The 17815-nt window shown below is 38.9% G+C and carries 14 protein-coding genes and 1 pseudogene; 10 read left to right on the top strand and 5 right to left on the bottom strand.

What is annotated here, in order from left to right:
• Positions 1 to 2: 2 nt before the first annotated feature.
• Genes IGJ63_RS11760 through IGJ63_RS11750 form a run of 3 tightly spaced genes read right to left on the bottom strand, consistent with a single transcriptional unit; the run spans position 3 to position 3817 of the window.
• The gene (locus IGJ63_RS11760; RefSeq protein WP_002355045.1) at positions 3 to 1427 is read right to left on the bottom strand and encodes a DUF1116 domain-containing protein; all 1425 of its coding nucleotides are present in this window, start codon (positions 1425 to 1427) and stop codon (positions 3 to 5) included.
• Positions 1414 to 2973, bottom strand: coding sequence for an acyl-CoA synthetase FdrA (gene fdrA, locus IGJ63_RS11755; protein WP_010821134.1), 1560 nt, complete (start codon positions 2971 to 2973; stop codon positions 1414 to 1416). Before fdrA ends, IGJ63_RS11760 begins: the two co-directional genes overlap by 14 nt.
• Entirely contained in the window at positions 2951 to 3817 is an 867-nt protein-coding gene (locus IGJ63_RS11750; protein ID WP_002365307.1) for a DUF2877 domain-containing protein, read from the bottom strand. Before IGJ63_RS11750 ends, fdrA begins: the two co-directional genes overlap by 23 nt.
• A gap of 127 nt (positions 3818 to 3944) precedes the next feature.
• Here IGJ63_RS11750 and IGJ63_RS11745 point away from each other — a divergent pair, with 127 nt between their 5' ends.
• The 3 genes and pseudogenes from IGJ63_RS11745 (at position 3945) to IGJ63_RS11735 (ending at position 7147) form a co-directional block, all read left to right on the top strand.
• A complete protein-coding gene (locus tag IGJ63_RS11745; RefSeq protein WP_325820975.1) occupies positions 3945 to 5603 on the top strand; it encodes a PucR family transcriptional regulator in 1659 nt (552 codons plus the stop codon).
• Positions 5604 to 5810: 207 nt separating this feature from the next.
• A pseudogene (locus tag IGJ63_RS11740) lies at positions 5811 to 6466 on the top strand (hypothetical protein).
• A 24-nt stretch (positions 6467 to 6490) separates the two neighbouring features.
• Positions 6491 to 7147, top strand: a complete 657-nt coding sequence (locus tag IGJ63_RS11735) for a glucose-6-phosphate 1-dehydrogenase family protein (RefSeq protein ID WP_010707056.1) — start codon at positions 6491 to 6493, stop codon at positions 7145 to 7147.
• 51 nt (positions 7148 to 7198) lie between these two features.
• On the opposite strand, the gene IGJ63_RS11730 is transcribed toward IGJ63_RS11735, so the two are convergent.
• Positions 7199 to 8266, bottom strand: a complete 1068-nt coding sequence (locus tag IGJ63_RS11730) for a choloylglycine hydrolase family protein (RefSeq protein WP_002367364.1) — start codon at positions 8264 to 8266, stop codon at positions 7199 to 7201.
• A 176-nt stretch (positions 8267 to 8442) separates the two neighbouring features.
• Between IGJ63_RS11730 and IGJ63_RS11725 the strand changes: the two genes are divergently transcribed.
• The gene (locus IGJ63_RS11725; RefSeq protein ID WP_002396652.1) at positions 8443 to 10104 is read left to right on the top strand and encodes a SulP family inorganic anion transporter; all 1662 of its coding nucleotides are present in this window, start codon (positions 8443 to 8445) and stop codon (positions 10102 to 10104) included.
• 163 nt (positions 10105 to 10267) lie between these two features.
• Here IGJ63_RS11725 and IGJ63_RS11720 read toward each other — a convergent pair whose 3' ends face one another.
• Positions 10268 to 10960, bottom strand: a complete 693-nt coding sequence (locus IGJ63_RS11720) for a hypothetical protein (RefSeq protein WP_284955356.1) — start codon at positions 10958 to 10960, stop codon at positions 10268 to 10270.
• A 192-nt stretch (positions 10961 to 11152) separates the two neighbouring features.
• On the opposite strand from IGJ63_RS11720, the gene sylA reads away from it, so the two are divergent.
• The 6 genes from sylA (at position 11153) to allE (ending at position 17804) form a co-directional block, all read left to right on the top strand.
• Positions 11153 to 11605 (top strand): transcriptional regulator SylA, encoded by a 453-nt coding sequence (gene sylA, locus IGJ63_RS11715; protein ID WP_002359121.1) that lies wholly within the window; start codon positions 11153 to 11155, stop codon positions 11603 to 11605.
• A gap of 18 nt (positions 11606 to 11623) precedes the next feature.
• A complete protein-coding gene (locus IGJ63_RS11710) occupies positions 11624 to 12136 on the top strand; it encodes a GNAT family N-acetyltransferase (protein WP_002395851.1) in 513 nt (170 codons plus the stop codon).
• A 594-nt stretch (positions 12137 to 12730) separates the two neighbouring features.
• Positions 12731 to 14227 (top strand): allantoin permease, encoded by a 1497-nt coding sequence (allW, locus tag IGJ63_RS11705; protein ID WP_284955355.1) that lies wholly within the window; start codon positions 12731 to 12733, stop codon positions 14225 to 14227.
• Positions 14228 to 15592 (top strand): allantoinase AllB, encoded by a 1365-nt coding sequence (allB, locus tag IGJ63_RS11700; RefSeq protein ID WP_002384777.1) that lies wholly within the window; start codon positions 14228 to 14230, stop codon positions 15590 to 15592. It abuts the gene before it with no gap.
• Positions 15593 to 15773: 181 nt separating this feature from the next.
• Positions 15774 to 16997: an allantoate deiminase gene (allC, locus tag IGJ63_RS11695; protein ID WP_002383320.1), complete on the top strand. Its 1224-nt coding sequence runs from the start codon at positions 15774 to 15776 to the stop codon at positions 16995 to 16997.
• Between the two features lie 21 nt (positions 16998 to 17018).
• The gene (gene allE, locus IGJ63_RS11690; RefSeq protein WP_002384779.1) at positions 17019 to 17804 is read left to right on the top strand and encodes a (S)-ureidoglycine aminohydrolase; all 786 of its coding nucleotides are present in this window, start codon (positions 17019 to 17021) and stop codon (positions 17802 to 17804) included.
• Positions 17805 to 17815 lie beyond the last annotated feature (11 nt).

Here is a 17815-nt window from a genome sequence, read left to right as displayed (position 1 = left end):
AATTAGTTTATTTTAGCTACTAAAGCTTTTAGTGCCTCGTTAAAGACGTTTGCTGGCGGATTAGTCAATCCAGCGCCAATCATACCAATCCCCGGTTCTTTATGAGCAATAGCAGTATTAATGACAGGCAGCATCCCTGTTTCTAAGACTTTTAAGACGTCGATGCCTGAAGGAATCCCCATAAAATCTAAAACAGGAATCGTGACATTGGGATTTTCTTTCGTAGTAATTTCCAGCATTTCTTTTGAATAATTCAATGCTTCTGCCACTGTTCCGCCAACTAATGGGACAATTGCTGGTGCAGCTGCCATGGCAAATCCGCCAACACCATACGTTTCTGTAATAGCACTATCGCCCATATCCAAACCAGCATCTTCTTGTGTGTAACCAGCAAACATCGGACCAATCACCCGTTGGGCAGGCCCCGTAAACCAGTGATTTCCACCAATCCCACTGACACGAATTCCAAATTCGACCCCATTGCGACACATGGTGGTGACAATTGTACTATTCTCCACATTATGACCAGCATCTAACGCACATTTAGCGGCACCCATCCAAGTCGGACCAGAAAAATAGTCAGAACTGCCAAGAAATTCAAATACTTCTTTTAATTGTTCACGAGAAAAATCAGTTTGAACCATGTAAGGTGTTAATGCTTGGACTAACAACGTACTTCCGGCTACATTGCGATTATGGCACTCATCGCCCATATGCAAGGCTTGCGAAAGCATTAAGCGTAAATCAATGCCTTCTGGACAAAAAGTCATGGCATCATGAAGTAATGGACCTAAAACATCGCGCATCCAAATCAGGCGATCCACGACGGATTGATCATTTGCACCAAATCGTAAAACTTTCGCCAATTGTTCACTTAAATTAGTAAAAGCCGTGTTGCCGTACGTTTCATTTTTGATAATATGAACGTACATATTCGGAGAAGTCACGCCAGCCATGGAACCAACGGCATCATGTTCATGACAAGGAGAAAACGTAATCGCGCCAGAACGAGCAACCCGATCGGCATCAGCTAGATCTTTTGCTAATCCTTCAAAAACAAGCGCTCCTTGAACGGCACCTTTCATCGGTCCGCACATATTTTCATAAGTAATGGGTGGCCCAGCATGTAAAATGGTCGTTTCAGTCATATCGGGCATGACATTAATTGCTTTATCAAATCCTACTAAAATAGGTTTTGATTGAATAATGCGGGTAACCGCTTCTTCGTTGGCTTGTTGGATTTTTTCATAAAGTGTTGGATTTTTTAATTGATCCAATAATTTTAATAGCTCTGGGTCACCATTGGCTGGCGGTGCCCAATTTACTTGATGTGAAGGAATCCCTTGTTTTTTCATATCTTCATGAATAAAGTCAATGCCTACATTGATCGTATCTAAAGGCTGTTTAAAAAGATCATTTCTGCTCATGTTCGTTCGCTCCTTTTACAAAAGTTTTGGTGGCTTCGCAAAGTTGATGACTGCTGTCGACAACGAGAACCTCTAAATCTTCTAAAATTTTCCGCTGTTCATGAATATCTTGTGGATCTTCTTCGGTCCCTAAAACATAGCCAATAATGGCTAACTCACGACCATCTGCTTTCGCTATTGCTTTGGCTTCCTTTAACGCCTCCGCTAACACGCCAACGGGATTTTCGTGAGAACCATAACCTAATTCAAAATCTAACGCTAAAACTGCCACTTCAGGATCTTTGGCTTCTTGAAGAATGCGAGTAATCCGAGAAGTCGGATCGATCATTGGATGTGGGCGGCCTTCTGTGAAACGATCATCACCGAAATCAATCAATGTATGTGCTTGGCTGTGGTCAGGATTTGCTAATTGTCGTTCAGGAATTTTATGAATATTACTATAAACATCATCAGAGACTTCTGTTAAAGCATATAAAAGTTCATCACAAAGAGTGCCACCACAGAACAACCCACGAACAAATTTTTGAGAAGGGGCTTGTTGCTGTTGGATGGCTGTTAACGTTGCGCCTGTCGGATTTTGATAGAGGCTGGTTTCCGCTTCCTGTGTTTGACTAAATTGAATCACTTTTTGAACTGCATCCAGAGAAGAAGTAGCAAAAGTGACGTTGTCTATTTTTCGTTCCGTTTGTTCACTGCCGATAAAATAAATAACAACTGGTTTAGTTGAAACAGCTAATTTTTTTAAAATTTTCTCTGTTACTTCTGGAGCAGGCGGTTTAGAAATAAGCAAAATTGCCTTAGTTTGTTCGTCAGCCATTAAAGCATCCAGCCCGTCAAGCATCATCAGCCCACCAATTTCAGCAGACAAATCACGGCCGCCAGTACCAATTAATTGTGAAATCCCATAACCATATTTATGGATTTGGACACTAACTTCTTGGCTACCTGTACCAGAAGCGCCGACAATTCCAATATCTCCTGAACGTACCTCGTTAGCAAAACATAACCCGACGCCATTAATAATCGCTGTTCCACAATCAGGGCCCATCACAAACAGTTCTTTTTCGTGTGCTTTTTGTTTTAACGCTAATTCCTCGTCAACCGTCACGTTATCACTAAAGAGCATGACGTGTTTTTGCTGATCTAAAGCTTTATGCGCTTCTCGTGCAGCAAATTTTCCATTGACAGAAATTACAACTAAGTTGGCATCAGGCTCTTCATAAAGGGCTGAATCTAACGTCTTATAGGTTACTTCAGAAGAAGCGGTTTTCTTTTTCTTTGTAAATAACTCGTCGACTTGCTGTAAAATTTCTTCTGAGTTCGCTTGGTCATCAAGATCTAAAACAATTAATAAATCACCCGTTGTAACATGATCCAAGGCGGGTGTATATAAACCAACATTCCGAATCACTTCAAGATTCATGTCGGTTCCCATCCCAATCATTGCAGTTTTAACTCCAGCCAGTTCATTGGCTCGTGTTGAAATGGTCATTAAAGTAACTGAATCAAAATAGGCGTTCTCTTTAATTACTGTTTGAATTGTCATGATTATTCTCCTCACAAAATAGTTTTAAACCAAAAATAATGCCGCAAAGTATGTCGCTTCCTGAAGTTGAGCCCACCTCCTCTAAAGCTGAAACCGCTTGAGCCATTTCGTTTGTATTTCCACTTTCAATTGATAAAAAAACACGCTGAACTAGTTGAGAAAACCGTTCGTTCACTGCTTCATGGATTTCCGCATAACTGACCGCATTCGTTCGTTCCTTGGCTAGCACAGCCAGCTGTTGGAAATTCGAGGGAAGTTGCTGTAATGCAGAAAAACTAGCAAGTAATCCTGTGATAAAATCATCGCCAGTGGGAGTTAAACCAATCCCCAATCCCAAAATCTTCGTTAAACAATCAAGAGCTATTTTAAAAGATTTTTGCTCCCAAGCCTGTTGAAAATGAATCATTTCTTTTTGAATCTGGGTCCGACTATAAGAATCAAAAAGAAAGGTTGACGACGAAGCAGGAAAAAGCGCTTGCCAAGGATTGAAACGAGTTTGCTGAATATACGTTAAAAAAATAGCTATTTTTGTTTTACTGGGTGTTAAATAAAGTGGCGTTGGTTGCCAAATTTGGGCATCGGCTAGGGTTAATTGTCGTCGGCCTAACCGGATAAACAGGGGCTCAATTTGGACAGGTAAATCAGCGAAATGGCTAAGTTTTTTTTCATCGAGTATAATCGTGTTAGGTGCTATATGTTCGGGATGCGTTGAAATGGTCAAGAGAATTTCTTGGGTGTCTACATGACCATAATTAATAGCGTGCGTAAAACATTGCAAACTAGTCAATGTTTGATGAGGGAGTTTCGATAAAATCGTTTGGTCATAAGCTAAAATTTTTGTCATTCCAACGACCTCCTTTTTAATAGCGCTTTCACGACTTCATAATAAAAGAATCCAGCACGCTAAACAATTGCTAAAAATGACATTGATTTACAAGTTTGAATGGACAATTTGTACATTGGGAGGATAAATGATGTTAAAAGTGAGTGATTTATTAACGTTAGAAGAATTACCTGGCATTACCTTAGTGGCAGGACATAAAAATCAGGACCAACCGATTTTAAAAGTCAATATTTTAGAAAATCCTGATATTTTAGATTGGCTAACAGCAGGTGAGCTGCTGTTAACGACAGGGTACATATTTAAAGATGATCGGAAATTACAGAAAAATTTTTTGAAAGAACTAGCCAAACACCATTGTGCTGCCTTGGGATTTAAAACCCAACGTTATTTTGAAGAAGTTCCGCCAGACCTAATCAAATTAGCAGATGAAATGAACGTTCCTATTTTAGCAATTCCTTACAATTATACCTTTTCGCAAATTGCTGACGTGTTGAAAAGTCGTGTCACGTTAGAACAATTTGACATGAATGCGCAAGAAACCGCATTGCATAATAAAATTTATCAAATCTTAGAAACGGGAAGTAGCAGTTTTCATTTGCTGCAGGATCTAGCAGAAACCATTCAAAATCCTGTCTTGTTATTGAATGACCACTTTGAAGGAGTTAATTTTTTTGACTTGCCTAAAAATCCAATTCGTATTTCTAGCATTTTAGAAGATAGACAAGAAACCTCAGAGTTCCAAAAACAATTACTTGAACAAAGTCATCCATTATTACGCTTTTATCAAGAACCGATTCATTTACAGTTGAAACTCCAGAACCAAGTGGTGCCAATTGAAATTTATCCAATTAAAAAGAAAAATGTTATTTTATATTATTTACTCGTCTGGAACACCTTGGCCCCATTACGACCAGTCGACGTGGCTCATTTTAAAATCACAGCTCATTACTTACTTTTACAATTGCAATTGGAATACTCACGGAAATTTGAAGAATACCAACAACGAAACGAATTATTTTTTAAGCTGATTGCGCATGAAAAGAGGGACCAAGCTGTTTTCCAACAATTTCAACAATATTATCGCTTGGCAATAGATAAGCCCTATGCGATTTTGCTAATTTCATTAACCTTAAATGAACGCCAAAGGCAAGAAAGAATGTCTATTTTAGGTAACCAGCTAAACCAAGTTATCTTAGGGGACAAACAAAAAATTGTTTGTATTGAAATTGACAGTTCCTTTGTCTTATTAGTTGAAGATCCACCTGAAAAAGAAGGCGATTATCTGAAAATGATGCAACGCCTAGCACAAAGTAGTATAAATCAGTTAATGAAAGTACAAGAAGATGTGGAACTTTTCCTAACAATAGGACCTAAGATTCAAGGTCTGACCCAGATTCATGAATCTTATCAACAAGCGATTGACGTTTTATCCTTTCAACGTCAATTCATTGCAGAAAAACCTGAAATGAGGATTGCTTCCTACGCGAATTTTCATTTTAGACAGACACTACAACGTTATTTTTTAGCAGAAGGACAAGCAACCCTCAGAAAAAAATATCTTCAACCATTGCAGAAAAGTGATCAACAGCAACATACCGACTTTGTCCATACACTGAATGTCTATTTTCAATCAAAACGAAACTTGTCTCAAACAGCCAAAAAACTCTTTATTCATCGTAATACTTTATTACAGCGATTGGAGAAAATTGAACAGCTAGTGCTGTTGGACTTTGATAAGGAAGTGGACTTGTTGGCGCTGGAAGTGGCGTTGTTTGTGGGAACTTAAGAAGCAATATAAGTGGCGGTTTTTAATTTAATGGAATATATATAGCTAAAAGAAACGATTATACAAGAAGGATAATTTAATCAATAAAAAATGGAATCTTTTCATAACCTCAATTTTTTCAAAAAAATAAATCCTTCCCAAAATCTTCAAACACAAACCACTAACTATCTGCTACTATAAAAGAAACAACTATCATTTGGAGGAAGTATGCGTAACAGAAAAATGTGGACAATTATCGTCAGTGGGTTATTTTTAAGTAGTATCATCGCGGGAATTTCAGGAGCATTTTTAATCATTGAAGGAGAGCTAACGACTCTGCTCTGGGAGGTGTTGCCAGCGCAAATGAAATGGCCAATTCTCTATTATTTTGTCTTGTGTGTGCTAGGAGCGTTGGTATTGAGTTATCTGAATAAAAGCAAAGCATACTGGTAAGCTTTGGTGCAGCTTGTATTTTTCTCTTTGTTATTTTAATGCCAAGATTACTATTTTCAGGACAATCTTTTATGCATTTAGTTCCTAGTTTTGGTAGTCAACAAGCCTGGTACATCTTGGTAATTGCTGCGATAATGAAATTAGTATTTTTACAAGTTTGTTTACACACAGGTTGGATAGGTGGCGATATTTTTCCCGTCGTTTTTTCAGCTATTTTAATCGGGTTTGCGGTCGCACAATTTTTCCCAACAATTGACTCGCTTTTTGTTGTCGCAATTTTTGCTACGAGTTTAACAACCCAGATTTTAGGGACGATTCTTGTACCAGGCATTTTTGTGGGGCTCTTTTTCCCAATCACGCTTTGGCCAATTGTAGTCCTTGTGTTATTTTTACAATGGCTATTGAAAAATAAGATTATTAAGAGTAACTAGAAGATACTAAAAAGAGGGAATAAAATGAACCTAACCCATCAAGACTTCAATCTATTCAACCGAGAAATCTTCACATTTAAACAACTCAAAGAGCAACAAACATCAGCAGAAATCGATGCCTTAAAGCAAACCTACAAGCAACATTGGGAAAAGTGGAAAGCCTTAAACCTCGCAATCGCCCAAGGTTTACCAGCTGAACTCGGCATCACTAAGCCGAAAATCGAAAGCTGGACCAACGGCTGGAATTTACGCAGTCATTTCTGGGCTGCATATCGCAGTGAGCAACGCCAAGCGGAAAATGCTTGTCTGGCGTTGTTATTAAATAAAAAGCAATTTCAAGTATATTTGATGTTTCAACATTACAAAAGTGAGGAGCGGGCAGGCTCGGTCGTCGCTTACAATCAATTGCTTAATCGTTTAGAAGCTTGGAGTCAAACCATCGACTGCGAAGGCTATTATATTTGGCCGCAGGAGGAGCATGAACTAGTGGACCATTTGCCTTTAAAAGATTATTTAGCAGATGAAAAACAACGGAAAATTCTAGAAGAGCGGATAGGCAATCGCTCATTTCAGATCGGTAAGTTGTGGTTTGCGACGGAAAAGCTTGAAACGATTGAAGAAAAAAGTTGTCAGGCGCTTCAAGAATTAGCGCCGTTGTATAACGCATTATCTGAAAAATGAACGAAACAACGTCTTTGACCAAGTACCTGGTCAGAGACGTTGTTTGTGTTTTTATTGATTTAAATCTGTTAGTAGTAGCTCGTTAGAAACAGCAAAAGTAGTAACTTCTGTTAAAGCTGGATCCAAAGTGTATTTTGTAAATGAGGTAGTACTTTCTGGTTGGACATACATGGTTAGATTAGTCACATCATATCCTGACCAATAATGTGTGAAATCAGACAGAGAATTACTTTGACCTAAATGGCCAATCCCCCGAGGAATCATCACTGTTTGGAAGGCGCGATAGAGTTGCATAATCCCTTCAGAGCTATCAAATTCTTGGAGATTGTCAGAATAGTATAACGCACGAATGAAGCGTGACGGCGAAGTGAAGTCTCCTGGGATTCCTAGTAGTCCGTAAGAAGTCCCGCCTTCAATTGGGTCAAGTGTTGCGCCTGATTTTAAAGTGTAAGGTTCTTTAATAGCGTAGTTGCGCATTCCGATATAGTTTCGTGCATTGGTTAAATGATAATTGTATTCTGGGCTGTTTGTGACTACGCCAATCGAATCATAAATGACGAACGCTCCGTTATCTGTTGGTTGCAAAACGATACTATTATTATTTTTATCATTAATGGTCCAGTGTAAGGTGAAATGAACTTCCCCCAATGAATCAAGTTGGAATTTTTGATCTAACAGGCCAATTTTTTCAAAAGCTACTTTTACTTCGTCAACGCTTTCAAAATTACTCAAAATATAAGCGAGAACTTCTTCTGCAATATGAGGTGTTAAACCACGATCTGCTAAACTTTCAGCAGGTGCTGTTGAAGATTCCATTAAATATTGAATATCACCAGATAAGCCGGCTTCGTTGATACCATCTGTGATAGCAAGGCTGACGGTTTTACCATCGTTCGCTGGTTGATCTGTGCCTGACATTGCTAGTCCCATAAAGGCATATTTTGCTGTCCAAGGATTTAGTTGGCTATTTAGAACTGTACCTTTTGGAAATTGAGCAATTAGAGTAGGGATTTTTGGTGCAATTGGATCTTCGTTGCCAAAAAAGTCAAACGTAAAATCCATCGTACGTCCATAAAAAATATCATTTGTTTTGGAAATAATCTTGATGCCTGTACACATAATAGTTTCCCCCAATTAATGTAAGTTTGTGAAGCCTGTTTACTAGTTAAGCATATCATACTCTAGGAAACAGCGGTGGCTAAATTCCTAAAATATTAGACAATTTTGTCTAAATGAGGTGAAAAAAATTTTTTAGCGATTTCCTTCACAAAACACCTTATTATCTTTCCGAAAATATGATATCTTTAGAATGGAAATTTCATGAAAAGAGGATGCGAATGTTTAAAAAGTACACACAAATGATAAGGGATGAATTTAAAGGGTATAATCAAAAAAAATTGAAAAAAGATTTCTTGGCAGGTTTGACTGTCGCAGCCGTCGCGTTGCCGTTAGCGTTAGCGTTTGGGGTCTCTAGCGGCGCCACTGCAGCAGCTGGCATGATCACGGCGATTATCGCTGGAATTGTGATTGGGAGCCTTTCAGGTGGGTTTTATCAAATTTCAGGACCAACAGGTGCGATGGCAGCTATTTTAATGTCAATTGCGGCAGTGCATGGCATGCAAGGGATTTTGTTGGCCACCTTTTTGGCGGGAATTTTCTTGCTTTTGGCAGGGATTTTGCGCTTAGGGAGCTTGACTTCTTTTATTCCGTCACCGGTCATTACCGGGTTTACTTCAGGAATTGCTATTATTATTGCGTTGGGGCAGCTTGATAATTTCTTTGGGGTTCGTTCAGAAGGACACAATTTAATTGAGAAAATCAGCAGTTATCGTTCATTGGGCTTTGATTTAAGTATACCAACGACGGTTATGTCGATTTTAGTGGTGCTTGGATTAGTGTTCTTTCCGAAAAAGTGGAATGCGATGATACCAGCTTCATTGGTGATGATTATTTTAGCTACTTTAGCAACAGTGGTTTTTCAACTGCCAGTGGCCACTGTAGGGAAAATTCCGACAAGTATTTTTAGTGATACACGTTTGGAACTTGGTTCGCTTCAATTAAGTGCGTTTCAGGATATTTTGGTGCCTTCGATTAGCATTGCTATGTTAGGTATGATTGAAAGTTTGCTTTGTGGCGCTTCGGCTGGTCGCATGACAGGGAAACCATTAGACAGTAATCAGGAACTAGTGGCACAAGGAATTGGCAACTTAATTTTGCCATTTTTCGGTGGCGTTCCTGCGACAGCAGCGATTGCCCGCACGAGCGTAGTGATTAAATCTGGTGCGCAAACACGTTTAGCGGGTATTTTTCATGCAGTCTTTTTATTGTTATCGATGTTGCTTTTATCGCCAGTCATGTCTAAAATTCCCATGCCTGCGTTAGCTGGTGTTTTAGTGGTGACAGCGTGGCGAATGAATGAATGGTCGGTGATTAAAGAATTCTTCCAGAAACGTTTCCACACAGCCTTATGTTTATTCTTCTTAACGATGGTAGCGACCGTTATTTTTGACTTGAGTTTAGCGATTGTTTTAGGGGTCTTAGCGGGTTGCCTGTTTTTCATTGCGAAAAGTGCCGTGATTACGATTAATGTCGAGGAAGTTGATTGGTCAAGAATGGGGCTAGTACCGACCGATTGTACGGAAAATTGGGTGGTGGTTTATTTGAGTGGCCCGTTATTTTTCATGTCTTCTGAACGATTGAAACAAACGTTACTGCAATTGGAAACAAAAAGTGGTGTAGTATTTTCAATGCGAGGAGTTCCTAGCATTGATAGTACGGCGTTAGATATTTTAGAAGAATTTTGTCTCGCAGCAGAAGGTCGTGGACAACAAGTTCAATTTGCCGCTCTGCAACCAGAAGTTGAAAAAATGATTCGAACCATTCAAGGAAATCAAGAGAAAGAATACCATTTCTCAGTCGCAGAATTTTTACAAACGGTGCATGTTGCAGAACAATAATTCATTTTTAAATGAAATGTTCTATTTTCTATCGCGGGCTTAATGGGTGAAGAAATAAGAAAAATAAGTGGGGACTAAAACGAGTTTCTAGAGGAGTTCCTAAAAAATAATGAAGAGAAAACTTCTAAGTATGAAGTTTTCTCTTTATTATTTTTTTGGTTATTTATTGAATTACTTCTAACATAACGTCTTTTTGATCATCCGTAACATTGCCTGCGTAGTTAGGAGTGATTAAAGATATCGAACCATTTTTATTGTTGAATAAGTATAAAGTGTCCGGTCTATTTTGTTCATCGTTTGAAGAAATATTAGTTCCTAAAATTAACTCTGTATTTACTTTAACGGTGCGAATACTGTTATCGGCCGCTGAAAATATTCTAATCTCTTTTGTAGGAATTGTATTTATAGCTAGCTCATATTTATTAATGGCTTCTTTCACTTGACCATTTTCAGCCCCAAACAATTTAGTTCGGAAGGTAGCAGTTGGTGTTGAATTTAAGTTTTCTAACGTAATTGAAGTTGGCACATTCATTCCTTTAAAATTAAATACGAGTGGGTTGTTTAAACTACTAAGATCGACAGCATAAGGTGTTGCTTCTAAAGAATTTGCTTCTTCGACATTTGTGGATACTTCATTTTTAGACTTTGCCGAAGCCTGAGTGGTACTGGCACTTTCTGAAGTTTCTTTTAGTTTATTATTAGAGCTTGTTTCTGTGCTAGAACTGTAATGATTAGTACTGCTTTTTATTGATGTTGTATGATTGGTAGAATTTTCTTGTTTTTTAGGTTCATTCGCTTTTTGAGAACTACAACCTGTTAAAAAAATAACTAAAATAACACAAAATAATTTTTTCATACTATTCCTCCTATAGACGCTATAATTAATTTTATCTTACTTGTTAATATAACAAAAGAAATAATTATTTTATTTTTATGAATGCTTAAATTGTTTAAATCTGTAGTTTTTATACTTATTTTTGTTGCATTTACAACAAAAATAAGTTAAAGTAATGACAATCATAAAATATTAGCGAAAGGAAGTGTCCTAGTGACAGATATTTTAAGAGAAATTGGCATGATTGCGCGGGCCTTAGATTCAATCAGTAATATCGAATTTAAGGAATTATCTTTAACACGAGGACAATATCTTTATTTGGTCAGGGTCTGTGAAAATCCTGGAATTATCCAAGAAAAGATCGCCGAACTGATTAAAGTTGATCGAACCACAGCGGCGCGGGCGATTAAGCGTTTGGAAGAACAAGGCTTTATTTATCGTCAAGAAGATGCAAGCAACAAAAAAATTAAGCGGATTTATGCCACAGAAAAAGGGAAAAACGTTTATCCAATCATTGTGCGCGAAAATCAACACTCGAATCAAGTTGCTTTGCAAGGCTTGTCAGAAGTGGAAATTTCACAATTGGCAGATTACTTAGTCCGGATGCGTAAAAATGTCAGCGAAGATTGGGAATTTGTCAAAAAAGGGAACACTCGAAATTATTAAGGAAAGGACGACTGATTGATGGGAGAAATAAAAAAATTAACAATAGAAGATGCACCAGCGTTACAAGAAATCAGCATTGAAACTTATACAGATACTTTCGGACCATATAATACCCCAGAAAATATGCAAGCTTATTTAGTAGAAGCCTACAATTTAGAAAAATTACAAAAGGAATTGGCTAATCCCCACTCTGACTTTTATTTTATCTTTGTCGATAATCAATTAGCTGGCTACATGAAATTAAATCGTGAGACGGCACAAACGGAACCGATGGGGCCAGAAAAGCTCGAGGTTGAGCGATTGTATATTTTGCCTGCGTTTAAAGGAAAGAAGCTGGGGACACAATTGTTAGAACTGGCGGAAGAGAAAGCTCGTGAATTTGGTAAAAAAGCACTGTGGCTAGGTGTCTGGGAACACAATGATGCGGCGCGGGCATTTTATAAAACGATTGGCTACCGTTATTATAGTCAACATTCGTTTTTTATGGGAGACGATGAACAGACGGATTTTATTTTGTTAAAGGAATTGTAGCAAGAAAATTTAGAAACAAAGATTTCTGATTTTATCAGAAATCTTTGTTTATTTTTTTGACTAAAATTAAGCATTTTTTTATTTTCAAAATGTTATTTTTAAAAACGTAAAAATTGAAAAAGAAGATTTTGAATCTGTGAAAAGTTGTCGATCTTGTGAGAAAACTCTTTTGTCAGTGTCTTTTTTCAGGATGGGTCTCTTCCTGAAAATCCACTTCAGTTTATCTGTTTCGTGTGTGTTTGATTAAAAAATGTTGTGTTGGATTTCATTTAACTGTATAATTTATTTATGTCATTTTTAATAATAAGCGTATTTTAGCATTGAAAAAGAGAAGTTGTACATAATATGTGAATAAAAAGATTTGTTTCTTACTTTCTAGAGTGAGAGGACGATATAAAAAAGGTTGCTATTTTTTCGTTCAAAGTGAACAAAGAATCGTTTGTTATTTAGTTGGGGTAACTAATGATTGTTGTTATAAAAAGCGCTTACAATTTGTGTGATGAGAGTAGTACGCATGTTTGTGCAAAAGTGACAAAAAAGAGAAGGCAGGGTGTTTTAATAGAAAAAAATTTTTAATAAAAAGGAGAGTTTGTCGTGGAGAAAAATGTGTCTCAAATAACAGCTCAAGAAGAAACAGCGATGAAAGCACGTGGCTACAATGAGGATTTGTTGCCAAGTAGCCCGAAACAACGGACAATGGGCGCGCGCAATTTTTTTACATTATGGATGGGTTCGATTCATAATATCCCGAATTATGCAGCAGTGGGCGGCTTTATTTTCTTAGGTTTATCGCCGCTGCAAGTTATGCTGGCAGTTGTGTTAAGCTCATTCATTGTAGCAACTTTCATGAATTTGAATGGCGTGGCTGGCTCTAAATATGGGATTCCTTTTGCGATGCACTTACAGTCTACTTACGGCAGTCTCGGAGCAAAACTGCCAGGGTTCTTAAGAGGTTGTGTGGCCGCGATTGCTTGGTTTGGTCTGCAAACATTTACAGGATCGCTGGCTTTATTAATTATTCTCGGGAAATTTTGGCCGAACTTTTTACAAATTGGTGGATCATTCCAGTTTTTTGGTCTTAGGCTACCTGAATTAATGGCGTTTACTCTTTTTTGGCTCTTAAATGTGGCAATAGGTTTCGGTGGTAGCAAAATTTTGAACCGTTTTACCGCCATTTTAAGTCCGTTGATTTATGTCGTTATTATTGGATTAACGATTTGGGCCATTCGAGCTGGGGGCGGTTTAACACCAATTTTGTCCTATCAAGTTTCTGGTGCGATTCGTTCAGTCAATCCACTGGTGGCGTATCTGATTATTTTTAACTCGGTTGTGGCCGTTTGGTCAGCGCCTGGTGCGAGTGTGGCGGATTTTACTAAGAATGCGCGCTCGACACGTGCTCAGGTTGTGGGGCAAACAGCAGGTTTAGTTGTTGGTTATGGGATTTTCGCTTTTTCCAGTGTGGTTATTCTGTTAGGTGGTTCGCTGTATTTTGGGATTCAAGAATGGAATATTTTAAACATTATTGATCGTTTAGATAATGTGGCAGTGGTGGTCTTAGCCATGTCGGTTTTCTTATTAACGACTATTTCAACGAATGCAACGGGGAACATCATTCCGGCAGGTTATCAATTGGCGGCGCTATTTCCTAAAAAAATGACATATAAAAAAGGCGTCATGATTGCCAGTGTTATTAGCTTTCTTATTATGCCTTGGAAACTGATGGAAAACGCCGATAGTATTTTTATTTTTCTGAACGCAATTGGGGCTGTTTTAGGACCAGTCGCTGGTGTGATGATTGCGAATTATTATTTTGTTCAAAAGCAACAAATTGATTTAAATGCTTTATACGTAGATAAACACAAAAAAGAGGAAGCCAATCCTTTTTACGGATTAAACAAGCCGGCGTATGTCGCTACTATTCTGGCGTTGGTTCTTTCCTTAAGTGGTCAATTTATTCCACAGGTTAAAATCATTGCTGATATTTCGTGGTTTGTGGGCTTTGCCACAGGTTTTGTGCTGTACTTAGTGTTAAAAAAATGGACTTGGGATTCAAAAAAAGTGAAAGAAACAGCTTATCAGGAGGGAAAATAAATGCAAGCAGAGTTAGTGATTAAAAACGGGTTAGTTATTTTAGAAACTGGAGAAGTCATTACGGATGTCGCCGTTCAAGGAGGAAAAATCGTAGCGATTGGGCAAGACTTGTCAGGAGAACGTGTGATTGATGCGACGGGTTTAGTCGTTAGTCCTGGGATGGTGGATGCTCATGTTCATATTACCGATCCTGGTGGTGGTTACCGCGATGAATGGGAAGGGTATGTCACAGGAACGGCCGCTTGTGCCAAAGGGGGCGTGACGACTTTTATGGAAATGCCTTTAAATCAGATTCCAGCAACTGTGGATAAGACCTCTCTTGAGATCAAATACAAGGCAGGAGAAAATAAACTAAAAGTAGATGTAGGGTCATTTGGCGGCGTGGTCCCGACCAACTTGGCTGGCGGGATTCAGGAACTTGATGAAGGAGGCGTTTCCGGCTATAAATGCTTTTTAGGAACGTGCGGCGATCGTTCAATTGAAGGAGATTTTCAAAATGTCGACGATTATTCATTATATGAAGGAATGAAACAAGTCGCCAAAACTGGCAAAGTGCTAGCAATCCATGCAGAAAATGCGCCAATTACGGATAAATTAGGCGCGGTAGCTTATCAAAATGGCGAAACGACTTTAGCGGCATATGTAGCTACACGTCCTGTGTTTACCGAAGTTGAAGCGATTCAAAAAGCCATTTTATTTGCCAAAGAAACAGGTTGTCGGATTCATATTTGCCATGTGGCTTGTCAAGAAGGCGTGGAAGAAGTTTTGAAAGCCCAAGCAGAAGGGGTAGATGTGACTTGTGAAACATGTACGCATTATTTATATTTTACCACGGATGAACTTGATGCCATTGGTCCAGTTGTCAAATGTTCACCGCCGATTCGTGACGCGGACCAACAAGCCGCCTTATGGAACCACGTGCAAACAGGCGGCATCGCGTTTGTAACCTCTGACCATTCTCCTTGTACGCCAGACTTAAAAGATACAACCAATGCTTTTGAAGCTTGGGGCGGCATTTCTGGTGTTCAAAATAACGTCGATGTGTTATTCGATGAAGCCGTCCAAAAACGTGGTTTATCCTTGAAACAATTCGCGGATATGATTGCAGCAAACCCAGCTGACCGTTATCACTTAGCACAAAAGGGCCGCATCAGCATTGGTAAGGATGCCGATTTTGTACTAATTAAACCTAATGCGCCGTATATCTTAAAAGCAGAAGATTTAGAATACCGAAATAAAATTAGTCCTTACATTGGTCGTGAAATTGGGGCCCAAGTGATTCAAACAATTTTAAGAGGCGAAACAATTTACGCACAAGAAACTGGGGTAACCGAGGCGTTTAACGGCGTATTTATCAAAAATTAAACACCTATTTTAGAAATGAAAAAGGACAGAAGCGTGATTGAATTAGCGCCTCTGTCCACGAGTTAGAGGATGTTCGTTGGTTGTTTTGCACAAAAAAAGGCTTAATTTTGTTTGATAAGTACAATGAAGATGGCTGGGGAAACGTTTACAATCAGAGTGTAATCAGTCAGGAGGTTTTGTGATGGACTTGGAAAAAGTTTTAAAACAAAGAATCGAAGAGTTGTCAGCAATTGGGAGTGATCCTGCAGGAGGGATGACACGCTTACTTTATACAGATTCGTGGTTGGCAGCACAAAAGTATGTGCAAAGCCAAACTGAGGCGTTTGGACTGGAAACGCAATTTGACGAAGTCGGGAATCTGTTTTGTCGAGTGGCAGGAACGGAATTTCCTCAGGAAACGATTTTAACTGGGTCACATATCGACACAGTAGTTAATGGTGGGACCTTAGATGGTCAATATGGTGTCATTGCTTCCATGACAGCTGTTCAATATTTATTAGACAAATATGGGAAACCACGGCGTTCTTTAGAAGTGCTTTCCATGGCTGAAGAAGAAGGGAGTCGTTTTCCAACGGTTTTCTGGGGAAGCAAAAATGTCGTTGGTGAAGCCAAACGTGAAGAAGTAGTCGATATCTCTGACAACGAAGGTAAAAAGTTTGTTGATGAGATGCATCGCCAAGGCTTTGATTTTCGGCAAGAGCAAACTAGACGTGAGGACATTGAAGCATTTGTCGAAATTCATATTGAACAAGGCAATATTTTAGAGAACGAAAAGCTCCAAGTCGGTGTTGTTCATAGTATTGTAGGGCAACGTCGCTACACGGTTAACTTAAAAGGGCAAGCCAATCATGCAGGTACTACGCCAATGAGTTACCGTCATGATGCGGTGTACGGCTTTGCTAAAATTTGTGCAGAAGCCATTGATCGTGCGAACGAAATTGGGGATCCGTTAGTTTTAACATTCGGCAAAGTCATTCCGAAACCCAATACAGTCAACGTGGTGCCTGGAGAAGTGGAATTTACAATTGACTGCCGTCATACCGACGCTGCTTTTTTACGACATTTTACAGGTGAATTAGAAGAACGGATGAAGACAATTGCTCAAGAATTAGGCTTGACGATTGCGATTGATCGCTGGATGGATGAAGCCCCTGTACCGATGAATCAAGCAATTGTAGAAGTTATTGAACAAAAAGCCAAAGAAGGCAAGTATCAGTATCGTATGATGCATAGTGGTGCTGGGCATGATTCGCAAATTATTGCGCCTCATTACCCGACAGCGATGATATTTGTGCCAAGTATTGGTGGGATTAGTCATAATCCTGCAGAAGCAACGGCATTTCCAGATTTGGTTGAAGGTGTCAAGCTTTTAGCAGATACCTTATATGAATTAGCGTATAAATAAGATAGAAAAGGAAGAATTGTGATGGGTTATAAAAATAATCGAGTTGGTTACCAAAAAGAATTGTTAACATCAAGAGCTGTGATAAAAAAAGACAATTACGCCATTATTCCCCATGATGGTTTGGTGCAAAATGCAGTACCTGGTTTTGAAAATGTCGATATTTCCATTTTGGGATCACCTAAATTAGGTGCGACATTTGTGGATTACATTGCTACGTTTCATAAAAATGGTCAACAAACAACTGGTTTTGGTGGCGACGGGATCCAAACGTTGGTTTATGTCATTGACGGTCGTTTGCGCGTTTCAGATGGTCAAGAAACTCATGAACTTGAAGCCGGGGGCTACGCCTACTTTACGCCTGAAATGAAAATGTATTTAGCGAACGCACAGGAAGCGGACACAGAAGTTTTCTTATATAAAAAACGCTATCAGCCGTTGGCAGGCCATCAACCTTATAAAGTGGTTGGGTCAATTCATGACCAACAACCCGAAGAATATGAAGGAATGACAGACGTTTTACTTTGGAGTTTATTGCCGAAAGAGTTTGACTTTGATATGAATATGCATATCTTATCTTTTGAACCAGGTGCTAGTCATGCCTACATTGAAACGCATGTCCAAGAGCATGGCGCGTATTTAATTAGTGGCCAAGGGATGTACAATTTGGACAACGAATGGTATCCAGTGGAAAAAGGGGACTATATTTTCATGAGTGCCTATGTGCCACAAGCAGCCTATGCGGTTGGTCGTGAAGAACCGCTAATGTACGTTTATTCCAAAGATGCCAATCGTGAACCAGAATTATAAAGAAAAGCCGA

It is taken from the genome of Enterococcus sp. DIV1375a (assembly GCF_051712205.1).
GTDB lineage: Bacteria > Bacillota > Bacilli > Lactobacillales > Enterococcaceae > Enterococcus > Enterococcus faecalis.
The sequence above is the reverse complement of the archived record's forward strand: the minus strand, read 5'-3'. Positions and strand labels throughout refer to the sequence as shown.